Raw genomic sequence first — 15699 nt, 5'->3', positions numbered from 1 at the left:
AACAACCGAAGGATGTTAGCATTTTTTGTGATAAGCGCCTACTGACAGATTTTATAAGGCAGTAGGCAATAACGTACTTATAAACCTCTAAGAATTTTAAAAGTCGACATTTAAGCACAAAAAAACGCCATGACTGGCGTTTGATTTTGTAATAGAAGATTAAACTTTGAAATGGGTAAGCTCATAGCCGAGTTGCTGGTAATGCTTATATTTAGCGCGTCCTGCCTCAGTGCTGACCGTATCAGGTTTGATAAGCTCTAAAATACGAGTTGGCAATGTATTGCTGGTAGCATTTATATAGTCATTAACGGGACGTATCGTAGTATTGAGTACGATCCCTTTAAAATCGGCTGGCATATAGCTGGCAAGCAACACTGGTGCTAATAATTGATTATTAATATCAGTATTAGCAACATCCATATCAGCGCCTTCTGTATTAGAATCTAAAAGGCGTTGATGTGGTATAAAGCTCGTATCGTCTTGTGCCCAAAGCGCTTTATCAAGCTCACCAATTAACGTTTCATCCTCAGCAAGGATTAATAACGACTGGCTGCTTTTATTAAGCGCCGTCTGGGTCAGCTGACAAATAAAGCCCAAGAAATCTTGAGCTTTATTCTCAGTTAATACATAAAAGCTAACTTTCATAAAGTGGTTTTCATTGAATGGTGATTCATCAATAGATTATGCCATATTTGCGCTATTTTTTAGGTATTGCATGAATAATGGCACAGGGCGACCAGTTGCGGCTTTGTCTTGACCTGAAATCCATGCCGTACCAGCGATGTCTAAATGCGCCCATGCTTGACCTTCTTCGATGAAGCGCGATAAGAAACAGGCAGCAGTCACAGCGCCAGCGCCTTTACCACCGATATTTTGAATATCAGCGATAGGCGAGTCAATCTGCGCTTGATATTCGTCATCCATCGGCATGTGCCAGATAAGGTCGCCTGATAAGTTACTGGCGTTTTCTAAGTCAAACAACACGTCTTCGTCATTACTAAAGACTGCCGAGCGTACATGACCCAACGCAACCACACAAGCACCAGTCAAGGTTGCGACATCAATGATGGCTTTTGGCTGATAATACTTCTGCACGTAGCACAAGGTATCACACAATACTAAACGACCTTCAGCATCAGTATTTAGGATTTCAACTGACTTACCGTTCATTGCTCTGATGATATCGCCTGGACGCGTCGCCTCTCCTGATGGCATATTTTCAGCACAAGCGAGTGCACCGACAACATTGATAGGTAGACGCGCTTCGCATAGCGCTTTTAGAGTACCGAGTACCGCAGCAGAACCGCCCATATCAAATTTCATCTCATCCATCGCCGCACCCGGCTTGATTGAGATACCACCTGAATCGAAGGTAACACCTTTACCGACTAAGACGATAGGCGCATCATTATTTGCAGCATTGGCATTGTCTTCGCTATTCTGTTCAGCATTTTTAGCGGCTTTTTTGCTAGCAGCTTTGGTTGGTAATTTATCAGCCAAGGCTTTGAGACCACCAGCTACTTTTGCGCTGTTGGTAATGGTTTTGCTAGTATCACCATCAGTATTGACGCTAAAATTAGACTTGCCACGATACTCCATCAGTACCAGTTTGCCTTCTTTGGTAGAGCCTTGCGCGACCGATAAGAAGCAGTTCATACCCAGTGCTGACATCTCGTCTTCGCCAAGTACCGTTACTTTTAATAGGTCAGGATAAGTGGCTGCCAATTCCTGTGCTTGCTCAGCCATATATGCTGGGAAACAGATATTACCCGGCTCATTGGCAACATCACGGGTCAAGCTTTGACCAGTAAAGACCGCTTGTGCAAAGTCTAATGAGTCTTCTAAAGACGACTCTGCCAGTAAGTAGATATCCGTTAAAACAGGTGTTTGCTGCTCAGATTTGTACTTGTCAAAACGATAGCTTGCTGCCAGTAGGCTCAGCGCAAATTGACTAAACTGGTTTTCTTCTAAGCTATCGCCCAGCGCTACAGTGATAGAATCGACGCGTTTTTGGGTGCTCTTATAAATGGTCTTGGCAATTTTTTCTAGAACGCTATGACGCAATTTATCAACATTACCCACACCGACCAATAATAGCTGTACTGGATTTTCTTTGGTGGTTTTCTTATCACCCGCTAGCGCATAGTCAGCAACCGTTTCACAAGCTTTGCCGTTAAAGTGTGATACTTCAATCAATTGCTCAATGCGGGTTTGATAATCGCTCAAGACTGACTCAGCTAAGATATTTTTCTTATCATCGATCAAAACGACAAGGCAGGCCGCGTCTTTACTTTTGGCTTCTTTTTTGAGGATTTTTTGCGTATGGGTTTTTGGCAGTGTTTGGGTTAATTTAATATTCATATATTTATCCTTATTGGAGTTATGACGTTAGCGCTATGAAAATGGCAGATTTTTTTAATTGCTGATACCTGTTAAATTATCAGATTGTTTGGCCAATCAAGCAATCGCAATAGTGTAGCATATTGCGAGGTGAGTGCGCAGTGAGCAAGGTTTAGGTCATGGGTTCGAACCATTTATTAGCTATCAACTAACTCATCGGTTGCTACTAAAGCGGCAAATCTATCTTGCAGTGCTGCCATCGCAGTAGCATGCATGATATCAGCGCTGATTTTCTCTTTTTTATAGTCAGGCAGATCGCGAGTAGCACAAGCATCATGGCAAACAAAACTGTCAAAGCCTAAATCAAAGGCGGCTCTCACGCTTGAGCTAACACACATATGACTCATAAACCCAGCAAAAATAATTTGCTGTTTTTGTGCAGCTGAAATAAGCGCTTGCAGCTGGGTATCATGGAACGCATTGGGGTTTTTTTTGACGATGACGGTTTCGCCATCCTTTGGTTGTAATTCAGCGATAATCTCGACGTTAGATGATAAGGGATCAAAAACATTGCCATTATCTGCGCCGTGATGGGCGATATGAAAGATAGGAACGTTCTGTTTACGAGCTTTATCTAGCAATAGTCGCGCATTTGCAATGGCGTTCGCACCAGCTTGTCCCAATGGCATCGCCCCATCGACATATTCGTTTTGATAGTCAATAAAAACCACGGCGCAATTTGACCAATCGAGCGTATCAAATTGACCGCCAGCGATTGCAAGTAAAGTAGAAGGGGTAGAACCGAGTTTATTTGTCATTAATATTCTCCATTGGGCGAGATAATTAGGAATTTTTAGTTTTCTCAGTTTAACAAGTAATCCTAACGGTGCGAGGGCAGTGATACGAATGACACACAAAGGTTTCCAAATGACATCAAGTAAAAATATCATGCAAAGACTTAATAAAAAGGCTTCTTAGATAAGATACACTAATGAGTTAAATGCTCGTTATTCTTTCCATATCTTATCTATTATTAGTGAGCCATACAGCGTTATAGCAAGATGGACGCAATGTTTGCAAACACATTTCACAGCCATTTTTGAGCAAAATATGCTAGGATTAGCGGTTATCTTTATCGCTAATTTTTACAGCATGTCGCTAACCCGTCTCGCAGATGTTTTCATATCTTTTGCCGTTGCTTTTAGGGCTGTTTAAGTATCTGATTGAGCAGCACGGTCTTGTATTTCTATGGTTCAGTTATCGGTCTCCGCTATTGTATTTAGAGCTATCCATAATTGTCAGTGTTTGCCAATAAAGCTGCGATAAATCGTGCGACTATCAACCTTTTTAAAAGAGTGCCCATTGTGATATTACGCCGCTATATGACTCAACAAGTTGCCTCAACGACCGCATTGGTCTTGGGGTTTTTAGTGGTGATGATGCTGGGCGGTCGTTTGATCCGTTACTTTGGGATTGCCGCAGAAGGCAATTTAGATATCAGCTTGTTATTTACCATCATTGGTTATAATTTGCCCTACTTTTTAGAGCTTATCCTGCCATTAGCATTTTTTATCGCTCTCATGCTGGTATTCGGGCGGCTGTATGTCGATCAAGAAATGGCGGTGATTAATGCCAGTGGGGTGTCGCGTGGTAAACTTGCCCGTTTGATGACGCCGTTAATCTTGGCGTTGTTTGTTGGGGAAGCGGCTTTATCCATCGTTGGTAAACCGTGGGGCGTACGCTCATCGGAAAGTGTCTGGCAACAGCAAGCATTGACCAGCGCTTTTGATTTAATTCGTCCCAATGAATTTATTAGTAGTGGCAATTATCATCTCTATGTGGGCAGCTTGAGCGATGATAAAAAGCAATTGCAAGATGTGATACTGATTCAATCTGAGCCTGAAAAAAAGGCCAGTGCTGCTAAAAACAACACTGCTAAAGAGGCTGCTGTCGATGTTAAAAACACCATCGATCTCGAAACAGCTGAGCAATTCAATATTTCAGACATGCCAAATATGCCAACGGCGATTACTAATAATACCAACATCAGCAAAGATACTATTACGTTGGCTAAGCGTGCCGAGCAAGTAGACACGGGTAATAGCGGTGTGACCCAATTGGACTTGTTCCAAGGGCGTCGTTATGAAGTCGGTGCTGGCAGTCTGAAATACAATCAAGTGGGCTTTGATCGTTACCGCATTACTTTGACAGAATCCTCAAAAGAAGTCATCACCGAAGATAATATCGAAACGCAAGCGATTGGACCATTATGGCAAGCCGCGACGGGTGGTACGGCAAGTAGTGGCAACTCGCTGCGTGTGGCACAAAGTGAGCTTGGTTATCGTTTGGCATTGCCGTGGTTGATGATCATTGCACCAATGCTCGCTGTACCACTGGCGCAAGTACGTCCGCGCCAAGGTCGCTGGTTGCGCCTATTTCCTTCGATTTTATTGTTTGTCAGCTGTGCACTGGGTATCATTTCACTCAAAAATGCTGTTAGCAAAGGCAGCGTGAGCGTCTGGGCATATGCGTGGCTCATTTTAGGATTTATGGCATTGGCGCTTTATATGAATTGGGGCAGCCGTGTGCAGCATCGATTACGCTTTCGCAAACCGAAGAACACGCCTTTAACAGTTGCCGATCATCAGAGCAGTGGCTCACAAGGAGGGCAGTCCTAATGAGTGTCTTATCTTCTAAACCGTCCAATCCTGACTCGCAAAACGCTCATGCTAAGTACGCTCGCAAACCTGCCAAACTAAAAGTGCTGAGCCGTTACGTCAAGCTGAACGCTTTGCTCGCAATCGTCGGAGCTGTCATAGGCTTGTGGGCATTACAGCTGGTATTCTCTTATTTGTCTGAGCTGGATTCGTTAGATGATAGCTATACGATGGGCGAGGCGATTAAGTATATTTTTTATCGCTCGCCTTATTTTTTAGAGCAATTTATTCCCACTGGCGCATTGCTAGGTGCAGTGGTCGGCTTGGGCTTGCTTGCCAATAAAAGTGAGCTGGTCGTGATGCGTGCCGCTGGCGTCAGCGTTTATCGTATCGTCGGTTGGGTATTGCAGCCTGCTTTGATTTTTGTGTTGCTCGCATTGATTATCAATCAGTTCGTGCTGCCGCACTCTAATCAATTGGCAAAAGAAATCAACGACGAAGACAGCAGTTCATTGGTCACATCGGTACGCGGTTATTGGACGTTGCAGCCACGCTTTGAGAGTACAAAAGACGGCAGTGCCAAGCCAGATGGTAGCGATATTTTGTATATCGATTATGCTGATGTGCAAGGCAATATCGGTGAAGTTAAACGCTGGCATTTAGACAATAATGGCAATCTGCAAACGGCCATTCACGCTGAGGGTGGTAAATATATTGGTCGTGAGCCTGTTAATCCTGCCAGCAGCAAACCGAGCGAGCAATATCGCTATGAGTGGCAGCTGAATAATATGACCAAGCTAATGATTAACCAAGGCTTTGAGAGTAGCCAAGCCATCTCACCGTCAGATACTTTAAGTCTACCCTTTGCCCCTGAATCGGTATATCTGCTTACCCGTAAGGCCGAAGATTTGTCATTGACTCAGCTGTATGAGCATCGTCAATTTATGCGCCAACAAGGCACGCGCTCGTTAAGTCATGAGCTGGCTTTTTGGCAAAAACTACTGTCACCGTTGTCTATTTTGTCATTGGTGATTGTCGCCTGCTCATTCGTCTTTGGCTCATTGCGGACGCATAGCTTAGGCTTGCGTATCGTTGTGGCATTATTGTTTGGCTTGCTGTTTAGTTACGTGCAAGACTTGGTTGGCTTTATCTCATTGGCGACTGGATTTTCGCCGTTATTAATGGTGATATTACCGATTATCGCCAGTGCGATATTGGGTGGCTATTTGCTCAAACGGCAGATGTAGCCAGATATCATTTGCCATAAAAAAGCCCGCTAGATCATGACGATTTAGCGGGCTTCTTTGATTATACAGCTTTTAATACATAAGCTTTTACAGCTTAGTCTTTGGTCGCCATGGTAATCGTATAGGTTTTGCCTTGTTTGATCTTTTCACTATTGCCAAACACTTCGGTAAACGAGCGCTTCATAAACTGACGTAGGCCATTGATTGTCACCACATAAAAACGTCCACCTTTACGCATACGAGCATAGGCATCGAGGAAATATAAATAATGCTGCTCTTTACCTACTTTGGCTGGCAAGTTTGACATCACCAAGCTAAAGTCTTTGTCTTTCGCCACGTGATTGAAGCCATTTGATAAATGCACATCGACATTTTTTAGACCGTTTTTCTCACAATTCAGGCGGGCATATTCTACCGCCATAAAATCTTTATCAATCAACGTATGCAGACCGTTTGGACACTCACGCGCTGCTGTCATACCGAGTACGCCATAGCCACAGCCCAAATCGATCGAGTCGTCATCCGCTTCAAAATCAATATAATCAAGCAGCATCAAGCTACCGTCATCGAGCTTTTGCGGTGAAAAAATGCCCCATGTGGTCGAAAAATCAAATGGCTTACCCAGTACGTCTTGGCGAAAGTTAATATCTTCACGCCAATGTTGGGCATTTTTTAGTAGGTCAGCAGGTGGTCTATGGCTCATGAGCTTCTCGGATAATGGATAAGTAAAAGGCGGTGCGTTGCTCAGTTATGCAGCGTGCACATCATACGCGTATTGTAGCGAGAAAAGGGTAGGTTTGCAGCTATCTATTTCTAGAACTGCATTTTGCTATATCGCAAAAATTTTTAAGAAAAAATGCTAGAGATAAGAGGTATCGCTTAAGATAGAATCAAATTTAACCTGATAGTCTCTAAGTATTATTTATGCCAGACATTATATTCGTATCTAAAGTCGACTTCTGGATCGCGTTGATTTTATGGGTCGGTAGTTTATCATTTATCCTCATTCCATTATGGGAATGGCGCTGGGGCAAAAGTAATTCACGTATGCGAAACATACTGCTAATGGTTATCCTACTGCCTTTTGCAGTACTGATGCTTATGCCTTTTTTTGGTACTAAATACACTCTAACTGATAGCCAGCTATATGTTGATAGTGGCCTGTCTACTCAAACCATTGAGCTGGCAGATATCATACATATTACGCCAACTCGAAGCATGACATCTGCGCCAGCACTATCATTGGATAGATTTAAAATAGAATATCGGACAAAGAAGTATTGATATCACCGAAAGATAGAGCAAGTTTTTATCAAGAGATACAAGCACGTAATCCTAAAATAGTGATAGATGAAGAAAAAGAGTAGGCCGACTATGGTAAGTGGATTAACTAAAATTTTTTGCTAAAAATTCCAGGCTGGAATTTGAGCTACGGCATGTCAAATAATTTAAGAGATAAATAATGGTCATCTTAACGTAACCGCTTAAATAAAGAGTAATTTATGACACTATTTGAAGAATGTAGAGAAGTCTTAGAGCAGGATTTTAATCTCGTAGATAATGAGAAGGAAGCAATAAAGCTGCTACAAACTTTTCCTTTGAAAGAGAATTATATGGTTTGGGGTAGAATTGAGTATAAAGATTATGATTATATGGAAGAGCTGTTAAGTGACTTCTCAGATCTAGCGAAAATCCATTTTTACGTTCTAGCTGATGATGAAAAAATACCTATCTTCAAGTCTAATTTAAAACTAATAATAGATAATATTTACGATGTTATGGCATTATCTTCTAAAGTTTATATATTTAATGAAAATGTTGTAATACAGCCATTATTCCCTAGCAATACTTTGAGAGTAGGTCGAAAAAACGGAAGGATAGATAGATTAAATATCTAGTACAACGCTAGCCTCTCGGATGATGCTCAGCATGCAATTTCTGCAACCTCGCTGTCGCCACATGGGTATAGATCTGTGTGGTTGATAAATCGCTATGTCCAAGTAATAACTGCACACTACGCAAGTCCGCGCCATGATTCAGTAGATGCGTGGCAAAAGCGTGACGCAGGGTATGCGGTGATAGCTCTTTATCGATACTAGCGACTTTGGCATATTTCTTGAGCAAATACCAAAAGTTCTGCCGCGTCATGTAGCCACCTTGCGCGGTTAAAAATACCGCTTGGCAATTTCCTGATTTTAAATGCGCAATCAAATCACCACGAGCATGCGTTAGATAATCTTCTAGCGCATCACTGGCATATTCGCCGAGTGGTACTAAGCGCGTTTTATTCCCTTTGCCCGTGATTTGCAGCCAGCCAGCGTTTAGATTCACTTGCTCTAATGAGAGATTAATCAACTCGCTCACCCGCAGACCGCAGGCATATAAGACCTCTAGCATGGCTTTATCGCGCAGTCCAAGCGCGGTGCTGGTATCAGGCGCAGCAAGGAGATTATCGACATCAGCTTCGGCTAAGTCTTTTGGTAACGGTCGTCCTAGCTTTGGGCTTTTGATACGCTCGCAAGGATTGTCTTCACGCAGATTACTGGCAATCATCCATAAGTAGAACTGACGTAGGCTTGAGAGCATGCGTGCTTGGGTACGTGGTGTTTTGCCTTCTTGAGTCAAGGTTGATAAGCAGTGCAGCACGTCATCAGGCTGCCAGCGTGTCAGGGCAGTAGGATTGGTCAGCTCGCAAGAGCGCAAATCGCGCACATAAGCATTACGAGTACGCGTTGCTAGACCGCGTGCCAGCATGGCTTGACGAAACTCAGTCATATAACTGGGTTCGTCATCTACTGCCAGTGCCTTAGGTTGACGCTGTTGCACGGCACGATCACGGCTCATAACTCAGTACTCGATGGGTGAATGTTAGATAGGCGTTAGACACCATAATGAAGTGACTTCAGCACTGCGCGCGACATGTAGAGGGTCTGTATCATCTTGGCTGCGACCATGCTTAGGTTGGGTATCCAGACGATATTTTACGGCCAATCCAGCATCGGCAAACAAGCCTAATAACTCATCGCGGGTGCGCAATTGCAGGTGCTCAGCTAAGTCTGACATTATCAACCAAAGCTCTCCGTGCTCAGCTAAGTGCTGTTTGGCACCTTGCAATACCCCACGCAACATCTCACTTTTGGCATCATAGACGGCGTACTCAAGAGACGAGCTTGGCTTAGCAGGTAACCAAGGCGGATTGCAGACAATCAGGTTGGCGAGTGGTGCATCAGTCGGATACAAATCGGCTTGCTGCAGTTGTACGGCAGGTAATTCTAACCGTGTAAAGTTCTCGTTGGCACAAGCCAAAGCACGTGGATTCAAATCCGTTGCTATCACTTGCGGAACACCGCGCTGCGCTAAGATAATAGCCAGCAATCCTGTGCCGGTACCGATGTCATAGGCGACATCATAGGTCGCTGGTAGCGGTGCATCGAGCAATAGCTGCACATACTCATGACGGGTTGGTGCAAAGACGCCATAATGCGGGAAAATGGATAGCCCTAAGCTGTCTATGGGGACGCCTTTTTCGCGCCATCCTGCTGCACCTAATGCACCTTGCAAGTCACGAAACGACAGTACACAAGACTCATCCATTGCCTTATCTAACGGGCCAAAAGCTGCCGTACAAGCTGCACTGACATCGGGCGCGCGGCGTAGTTGGCTGACATAACTGGCATCAAGCTCTAATAGCAAACGGCTCAATATGCGCGAACGCTGGGCTTGCAGTTGGCGCTGCTGATGGAATAGGTTGGGTATTTCTTTAGAGCTGACTGAATCAGATTTTGTTGTAGATTTAGCCGCTTTTTTTGCTTTACGCAGCTCAGAGCGCTCATTGGTACGATCTATGCGACGACCGAGCGCTTGTAGCAACTGGCGTGCATTATGAAAATCACCACGCCATAGCAGTGAGCTGCCTTCGCACGCCAAGCGATAAGCATCATCTGCGGTCGTTGTATCATCGACCAATACAATGCGCGCAGGTGGCACATGATTGCTTTCAGACAACCAAAGAGCATTACGTAGAGTCTCGTTTTCTTGCCATTGTACATACTGCTTTTCTGTTTGTAACACGTAATAGTCTACCTTTTGTGAAAGATACTTCGCTTAAAATGCAAAGATATCTTTATATTGTTTATTGCGCTGTCAATGTTTTGCTGTGATCAATGCTTTGCTGCGGTCACTTGAGTGCATTTAAGTACTTTTTTTCTTAACCAGATAACGATAAAGTGTGGCGCTGATTGGTGCATCCTCATCGCCAGCGACCATTATTTCATCGGGATCGACGTTTAGATTTATATTTTCAGCAAGCGTTTCTTGCTGCACAAGCTCATGTCCCAAATGACGACAAAAATTAGGAATGTCACGAGTGGTGGCTGGGTCGGTGGCGAGTATTTCAATCACCTCGCCAGCATCAGCGTTACGAATGGTTCGATGCAGCATCATGACTGGCTCAGGGCAAATCAGCCCTTGAGTGTCTAAATGATGATTGATCGTCGTTTGCGTGGTAGAAGTGCTCATAATAGTCATTTAAATCGATAATATAAGGTGAAAGTTTTTTGTGTCATTTATAAGTATGCTTTATGCTTCTTCAGCGGTTTCAGTGTCTTTTTCTGCTTCTAGAAAATTAAAAAAGCGCTTAAAGCTCACTTTAAATAAAAACGCCACACCTAGCCAACAAGATAAGCCTAACCAGGCGGTATCAGCGAATAATAAGCCACCAACCAATATGATGGTCGATACGCCAATGCTCATGGCAATCATCGACGCTTGGTTTAAGCGATAACGATAAATCACCAGCGCATCATAAATAGTAATAGGAATCGTAAGCGCAACCAAGGCATAAGGCAAGTTATAGAAAAGTTGATAAAGCAGTTGATTGTCATGAAAGGCTTTGATACTGGCAATGGTGCCAAAGACCATAAAGGCGAGAATAGCGGCATAAATGAGATAAATCGCTATTTGATTCGCTCGCTGAGCGCCTTTGATACGGGCGATGGCAAGCGGCGCAAAACCATGTTGCGATTTGTTTTGCAGGGATTGGTCTGAGACAGTGGTCATAATAATCAGGTATTTATCCGTGTAGAGTGACGATATGTCAGAATTGGCAGTGTTTTAATTAAGAGTGCTTTAACAGCAGGTTTGTCGCTGACTTAATCGGCTTTGATAGCGTCGATGGCGATACTGCTACTGGGATCAGCGAAATAAGTCGACATCAGAATGCAGGCAGAGATATCATCAATCGGGTCGCGTTCATGCTTAATCCAACCATTATCCCACGCGATCTCACGCGCTGCCACTGAGGTTAGACGCTCATCACACAGGCTCACCACCACTGGTAGATGCTGTTCCATGACTCTATGTGCTAGACGACGAGCGAATTTATGCGCACGCTTAGACAACATTGAGCTGCTGCCATCCATATTAAGCGGCAACCCAACCACCACTTTTGCTACGCCCCAGACTTTGATAATACCGAGCAGGTTATCCCAATCAGGCTGACCATTATTCATCGCTAAAATATCAAAGGCACGCGCAGTCTCGGTAATGGTGTTACCTAGCGCCATACCCATCTTTTTTACCCCGTAATCGAGCGCCAAAATAAGATGAGGCTTAATAGCGGGTTCCGCCACAGTAGTGTCAGCAGTTTCGATTTTAATGCTCGTATCAGACTCTACCATCATTATGCATACTTCCTATTTCTATTGGGCGTGATTCATTTAGCTTAACGGCTTTAATTTAAATGCAGCTTTAATTTAAAAGGATACTTTAGTAACCATAGTCAATCGTTAAGCATGACCAATATCACTGCTAAGGTAATCAAAGTTAACGCCAATCTTATCCGCGGCAATTTGCCAGCGTTCTTCGAATGGTGTATCAAACAATAAATTCAGATCAGCAGGACAGACCAGCCAATCGCCATTATTAAGTTCTTGATCGAGCTGTTTTTTACCCCAGCTGGCATGACCCAAGCATAGCTGATAATGCCCAACGCCTTGACCTGCGGCGATACGTTTAAGGATATCTTGACTGGTGGTAATACAGACGTTTTCTGAGATTGCAAAAGACGATGCCCATTCTGGTTGACCCGTATGCAGCACAAAGCCAACCTCTGGATACATCGGGCCACCCTCTAATGCCACATCTTCCATCACTTGCGCATCCGTCACTTCAATGTCTAAATCTTCTAGCAGTTTGCCCACGCGTGCCTGCTCTAATGGACGATTGACCATCAGACCAAGTGCGCCATGTTTATCATGGCGGCAAATATAGATCAGCGCCTGCTCAAACCGTGGGTCTGACAGTTCTGGTGCCGCGATTAAAAAATGATGGGTCAAATTGGCTTTAGACATAGAGACAAACGCACCCTAATATTGAAGGTAAAATAACAGAAATGACACACCACTATATGGCGATACTGAGGTGAAAATCAACCAAAGCAAATATTTAGCAGTGATGAAACACAGCGCTGCACAACTGGTTGATGAATGACCAAGCCTTTATTTCACATCGGTCAATAAACTACGTGCATGGTCGCGGGTGACGTCAGTGATGATCACACCGCCAGACATGCGTGCCAGCTCGTCGACTTGCGCGCTATCGGTTAATATCAATAGCTCGCTTTCGGTCTGCTCGTCATGATGTTTTTGTACCAAGATATGCTGATGCGCTTGCGCCGCGACTTGTGCTTGGTGAGTAATGGCCAGTAGCTGCTGCGTCTGCCCAAGCGCGCGCAGTAGCTCACCGACCACTTGCGCCGTGCCGCCACTGATACCCACGTCGACTTCATCGAATACTAGCATGGGTTTTGCGGCATTATTATCGGCATTGGTTGCTTGCAGTACTTGCATCACCAGTGCCATTCGTGACAGCTCACCGCCTGAGGCAATCTTATGTAGCGGCTGCATCGGCATACCGACATTGGCGCTAAATAATAAATCAATATCATAGCAACCTTGCGCACTATATTGGCTAGCATCGGCTTTTTTGGTAAAGACAAACTCGCAGCGGGCGTTGGGTAGCGCGAGCGGTTGTAGCTGCTGCATTAATTGTTTGCTGACGATCGGCGCGGCTTTCGAGCGCTCTTTATTTAACTGAGTGGCGAATGCAAGATAGTCTTGCCAAGCCTGTTCAATTTGTGCCGCCATCGCATCACTGCTTGGCTCGTTTTCTAGCTGCTCTAATTGCGCTTCCCACCCCTTTGCTTCATCGATTAAGTCGCTCGTTGGCAAGCTATGTTTACGTGATAAGCGATGTCCTAAGCTGATAAGACTGTCTAATGTCTGCAAACGCTCAGGATCAGGCAATTGTTGCTCAGCATAATCTGACAGTAAGCCTGTTACCTCAGTAATTTGTTGCTGTGCTAAATGCAGCTGTTCGGAGGCTTGCTCAAAAGTTTGGCTGACACTCATTTGGTTATCACAAAGCTTGATCGCTTGCCCAAGCAAGGTCATGACGTCTGGCTCATCCGTGTCATTATCAAGAAGATGTAAGCCATGACTGGCCTCGATCATCAAAGCTTCGATATTAGACAGCTCTTCGTGCTCCGCTTCAACTTCTGCATAATCAACCGCCAATAACGGCGCAATATCAGCAAGTTGGCTTTGCAATAGTTGCATACGGTCTTGGCGCTGTGCCTCACGGCTCGCAATGTCGTCAGCACGGCGTTTGAGCTGCTGATAGGTTTGATAGCTACTGGCAGTTTGTAAAGCTAGAGACGTAATTTGCGCCATCTCGTCCAACCATTGCACCACAAACTGCGGCTTGAGGAGCGCTTGCTGAGCGTGCTGACTATGGATATTAACTAACAATGCACCTAAGCTTTTGAGCTCTGCCAAGCTGACAGGCGTGCCATTTAACCACGCTTTTGAGCGTCCGGTATTGCTGAGCTGACGACGAATGAGGACTTCAGGTTCTTCTAGTGCTCTATCATTTTTGGCAAACCAATCAGCAATTACGGTATTGTTTTCTACGTCAAACTGCGCATAAATATCGGCTTGCGCCGCCCCGTGTCTGACCATCGCACTGTCTGCGCGCTCGCCGACACATAAAGACAGCGCATCGAGTAAGAGCGATTTGCCAGCACCGGTCTCACCCGTGATGACATTGAAGCCTTCAGCCACACTCAGCTCATGCTGAGCGATCAACGCAAACTGATGTAAAGTTAATGATACTAGCATCAATGCCTCTCATGACAGACAATAGACTTCATATACATCTCAAGAAGCCATATATAAAATAGGGTAGATAAGGGAATGAAATTATTCATTTAACCGTGTTAATGAGATAAATATTATAGGCAAATAGTATGGTGTTAAACGCGCTTAAATACAAACTTTCAAGCGATGTATAATAGATTTTATTATTGGAAGATTACCATAAAACTGTCGAAAACTGGCTATGAGTCATCATCATAATATTCACAATATCAATCATTAAGATGACTAAGCCTGTCAAAATGATGGCGTTAGACTAAGAATGGTTGCGGATCAAATGTATAAAAAAAGCCCCATTATAGTGATAAGGTGCTGACTCAAAAAAAGATGAGTAAGTAAGTTTAAGATTCGCATCAAACAGCATTTTCCTAGTCGCTTTAACAAACTTTATAGATATAATGTGGTAGCATAATCTCACATAATGATAAACTCTTCTGATTAGATTAGTGCAGTGTAATACACGATAACGAGTCATAATTTTGTAAAATGATAGGCGTATAGTTGGAAGAGTATGCCACTCGGTCATTATTCTAAAGTATTTTCATAGAACCTGTGGCTAGCTCTAGCGCACAGATATCTAGTACAGAAGGATACAGTACGTAGTACAGAAGTGTCGGTTAACGACGCAACTCTGGCGGTACTCTAACCAATTACTTATTTTTTAGTTTCGTAATGATTATTTGATAAGGAAGCCACTATGACAGCGGCGCAATTTACTAATGTAACAGTCAATGCTCAAGCGACGATATCTTATGATGGTCGTTGTTCAAGCCACACTATTATGTTCGAAGATGGTCGACATAAAACATTGGGCGTTATCTTGCCTTGTGATAATTTGGTTGAGCATTATCATTTTAGCACCAATACCTCCGAGCGTATCGAAATCACGGGCGGTGAATGTGAGGTTAAAATTAATGGTGACGAAGAATTCAGCTATTACCGCGCTGGTCAATCATTCGTGGTTGAAGGCAATAGTGGTTTTAATTTGCGAACAGAAGAAATTGTTCAATATATTTGCCACTTAGAAGGGTAAGTTTGCTAAAGCTGTTATTAAGTGATTGATGACAGCAAAGAGCCTTTTACTCAAAAAAAGAAAAACCTTATCGGATTGGTAAGGTTTTTCTTTTTCTGCTGATATTATTTATATGCAGATATCCATTTATTGATACAATTACTGTCATCTCTTTTTATCGCCTAGTTTTTATCATATAGCGCGATACCCACTTTATAATCAATAGGCCT

Annotated in this window: 16 protein-coding genes; 5 read left to right on the top strand and 11 right to left on the bottom strand. The window is 43.7% G+C overall.

Translation table 11 applies throughout. The features are described 5' to 3' along the window. Positions 1 to 159: 159 nt before the first annotated feature. The 3 genes from ACI2JM_RS01795 to ACI2JM_RS01785 form a co-directional block, all read right to left on the bottom strand. Complete coding sequence (locus ACI2JM_RS01795) at positions 160 to 645, bottom strand: DNA polymerase III subunit chi (protein ID WP_404641651.1); 486 nt, start codon at positions 643 to 645, stop codon at positions 160 to 162. A 36-nt stretch (positions 646 to 681) separates the two neighbouring features. Next, positions 682 to 2361 (bottom strand): leucyl aminopeptidase, encoded by a 1680-nt coding sequence (locus ACI2JM_RS01790; RefSeq protein ID WP_404641649.1) that lies wholly within the window; start codon positions 2359 to 2361, stop codon positions 682 to 684. A 176-nt stretch (positions 2362 to 2537) separates the two neighbouring features. Beyond that, positions 2538 to 3158 carry a cysteine hydrolase family protein gene (locus ACI2JM_RS01785; RefSeq protein WP_404641647.1) on the bottom strand — a complete coding sequence of 207 codons (621 nt, stop codon included), beginning with the start codon at positions 3156 to 3158 and terminating at the stop codon, positions 2538 to 2540. A gap of 564 nt (positions 3159 to 3722) precedes the next feature. Between ACI2JM_RS01785 and lptF the strand changes: the two genes are divergently transcribed. Together lptF and lptG are read left to right on the top strand one after the other, a co-directional pair. Next, positions 3723 to 5018 carry an LPS export ABC transporter permease LptF gene (lptF, locus tag ACI2JM_RS01780; RefSeq protein WP_404641645.1) on the top strand — a complete coding sequence of 432 codons (1296 nt, stop codon included), beginning with the start codon at positions 3723 to 3725 and terminating at the stop codon, positions 5016 to 5018. Then, the gene (gene lptG / locus ACI2JM_RS01775; protein ID WP_404641643.1) at positions 5018 to 6244 is read left to right on the top strand and encodes an LPS export ABC transporter permease LptG; all 1227 of its coding nucleotides are present in this window, start codon (positions 5018 to 5020) and stop codon (positions 6242 to 6244) included. Before lptF ends, lptG begins: the two co-directional genes overlap by 1 nt. A 94-nt stretch (positions 6245 to 6338) precedes the next feature. On the opposite strand, the gene ACI2JM_RS01770 is transcribed toward lptG, so the two are convergent. Further along, positions 6339 to 6947 carry a class I SAM-dependent methyltransferase gene (locus ACI2JM_RS01770; protein WP_045442989.1) on the bottom strand — a complete coding sequence of 203 codons (609 nt, stop codon included), beginning with the start codon at positions 6945 to 6947 and terminating at the stop codon, positions 6339 to 6341. Positions 6948 to 7168: 221 nt separating this feature from the next. Here ACI2JM_RS01770 and ACI2JM_RS01765 point away from each other — a divergent pair, with 221 nt between their 5' ends. Both ACI2JM_RS01765 and ACI2JM_RS01760 read left to right on the top strand, forming a co-directional pair. Next, on the top strand, positions 7169 to 7528 hold the full coding sequence (locus tag ACI2JM_RS01765; RefSeq protein WP_060490162.1) for a PH domain-containing protein: 360 nt from the start codon (positions 7169 to 7171) through the stop codon (positions 7526 to 7528). A gap of 218 nt (positions 7529 to 7746) precedes the next feature. After that, positions 7747 to 8142 carry a hypothetical protein gene (locus tag ACI2JM_RS01760; protein ID WP_060490163.1) on the top strand — a complete coding sequence of 132 codons (396 nt, stop codon included), beginning with the start codon at positions 7747 to 7749 and terminating at the stop codon, positions 8140 to 8142. Between the two features lie 7 nt (positions 8143 to 8149). Here the strand turns inward: ACI2JM_RS01760 and xerD are convergent, their stop codons facing one another. From xerD to recN, 7 genes are all read right to left on the bottom strand, one after another. Further along, complete coding sequence (gene xerD, locus ACI2JM_RS01755; RefSeq protein ID WP_404641640.1) at positions 8150 to 9088, bottom strand: site-specific tyrosine recombinase XerD; 939 nt, start codon at positions 9086 to 9088, stop codon at positions 8150 to 8152. Positions 9089 to 9112: 24 nt separating this feature from the next. Beyond that, entirely contained in the window at positions 9113 to 10315 is a 1203-nt protein-coding gene (locus ACI2JM_RS01750) for a methyltransferase (RefSeq protein ID WP_404641638.1), read from the bottom strand. Between the two features lie 120 nt (positions 10316 to 10435). Continuing rightward, a complete protein-coding gene (gene tusA, locus ACI2JM_RS01745) occupies positions 10436 to 10762 on the bottom strand; it encodes a sulfurtransferase TusA (protein WP_404641636.1) in 327 nt (108 codons plus the stop codon). A 60-nt stretch (positions 10763 to 10822) separates the two neighbouring features. Then, on the bottom strand, positions 10823 to 11302 hold the full coding sequence (locus tag ACI2JM_RS01740) for a hypothetical protein (protein ID WP_404641634.1): 480 nt from the start codon (positions 11300 to 11302) through the stop codon (positions 10823 to 10825). Positions 11303 to 11394: 92 nt separating this feature from the next. Then, a complete protein-coding gene (gene ruvX / locus ACI2JM_RS01735) occupies positions 11395 to 11922 on the bottom strand; it encodes a Holliday junction resolvase RuvX (RefSeq protein WP_055123746.1) in 528 nt (175 codons plus the stop codon). A 108-nt stretch (positions 11923 to 12030) separates the two neighbouring features. Next, on the bottom strand, positions 12031 to 12594 hold the full coding sequence (locus ACI2JM_RS01730; protein ID WP_045443003.1) for a YqgE/AlgH family protein: 564 nt from the start codon (positions 12592 to 12594) through the stop codon (positions 12031 to 12033). A 147-nt stretch (positions 12595 to 12741) separates the two neighbouring features. After that, a complete protein-coding gene (recN, locus tag ACI2JM_RS01725; RefSeq protein WP_198330478.1) occupies positions 12742 to 14421 on the bottom strand; it encodes a DNA repair protein RecN in 1680 nt (559 codons plus the stop codon). A gap of 733 nt (positions 14422 to 15154) precedes the next feature. Here recN and ACI2JM_RS01720 point away from each other — a divergent pair. Then, on the top strand, positions 15155 to 15490 hold the full coding sequence (locus ACI2JM_RS01720) for a pyrimidine/purine nucleoside phosphorylase (RefSeq protein WP_198330479.1): 336 nt from the start codon (positions 15155 to 15157) through the stop codon (positions 15488 to 15490). Positions 15491 to 15699 lie beyond the last annotated feature (209 nt).

This window comes from Psychrobacter sp. NPDC064578 (assembly GCF_044901245.1).
Taxonomy (GTDB): domain Bacteria; phylum Pseudomonadota; class Gammaproteobacteria; order Pseudomonadales; family Moraxellaceae; genus Psychrobacter; species Psychrobacter cibarius_C.
Note: the sequence above shows the minus strand (reverse complement) of the source record. Positions and strands in the feature narration are given on the sequence as shown.

Excerpts from the sequence above, each read along its gene's own strand:
- ACI2JM_RS01720 (WP_198330479.1), top strand. The coding sequence starts at position 15,155 with ATGACAGCGGCGCAATTTACTAATGTAACAGTCAATGCTCAAGCGACG.
- ACI2JM_RS01785 (WP_404641647.1), bottom strand. The coding sequence starts at position 3,158 with ATGACAAATAAACTCGGTTCTACCCCTTCTACTTTACTTGCAATCGCT.
- ACI2JM_RS01790 (WP_404641649.1), bottom strand. The coding sequence starts at position 2,361 with ATGAATATTAAATTAACCCAAACACTGCCAAAAACCCATACGCAAAAA.
- ACI2JM_RS01765 (WP_060490162.1), top strand. The coding sequence starts at position 7,169 with ATGCCAGACATTATATTCGTATCTAAAGTCGACTTCTGGATCGCGTTG.
- ACI2JM_RS01795 (WP_404641651.1), bottom strand. The coding sequence starts at position 645 with ATGAAAGTTAGCTTTTATGTATTAACTGAGAATAAAGCTCAAGATTTC.
- recN (WP_198330478.1), bottom strand. The coding sequence starts at position 14,421 with ATGCTAGTATCATTAACTTTACATCAGTTTGCGTTGATCGCTCAGCAT.
- ACI2JM_RS01770 (WP_045442989.1), bottom strand. The coding sequence starts at position 6,947 with ATGAGCCATAGACCACCTGCTGACCTACTAAAAAATGCCCAACATTGG.
- ACI2JM_RS01740 (WP_404641634.1), bottom strand. The coding sequence starts at position 11,302 with ATGACCACTGTCTCAGACCAATCCCTGCAAAACAAATCGCAACATGGT.
- lptG (WP_404641643.1), top strand. The coding sequence starts at position 5,018 with ATGAGTGTCTTATCTTCTAAACCGTCCAATCCTGACTCGCAAAACGCT.
- tusA (WP_404641636.1), bottom strand. The coding sequence starts at position 10,762 with ATGAGCACTTCTACCACGCAAACGACGATCAATCATCATTTAGACACT.
- lptF (WP_404641645.1), top strand. The coding sequence starts at position 3,723 with ATGACTCAACAAGTTGCCTCAACGACCGCATTGGTCTTGGGGTTTTTA.
- ACI2JM_RS01760 (WP_060490163.1), top strand. The coding sequence starts at position 7,747 with ATGACACTATTTGAAGAATGTAGAGAAGTCTTAGAGCAGGATTTTAAT.
- xerD (WP_404641640.1), bottom strand. The coding sequence starts at position 9,088 with ATGAGCCGTGATCGTGCCGTGCAACAGCGTCAACCTAAGGCACTGGCA.
- ACI2JM_RS01730 (WP_045443003.1), bottom strand. The coding sequence starts at position 12,594 with ATGTCTAAAGCCAATTTGACCCATCATTTTTTAATCGCGGCACCAGAA.
- ruvX (WP_055123746.1), bottom strand. The coding sequence starts at position 11,922 with ATGGTAGAGTCTGATACGAGCATTAAAATCGAAACTGCTGACACTACT.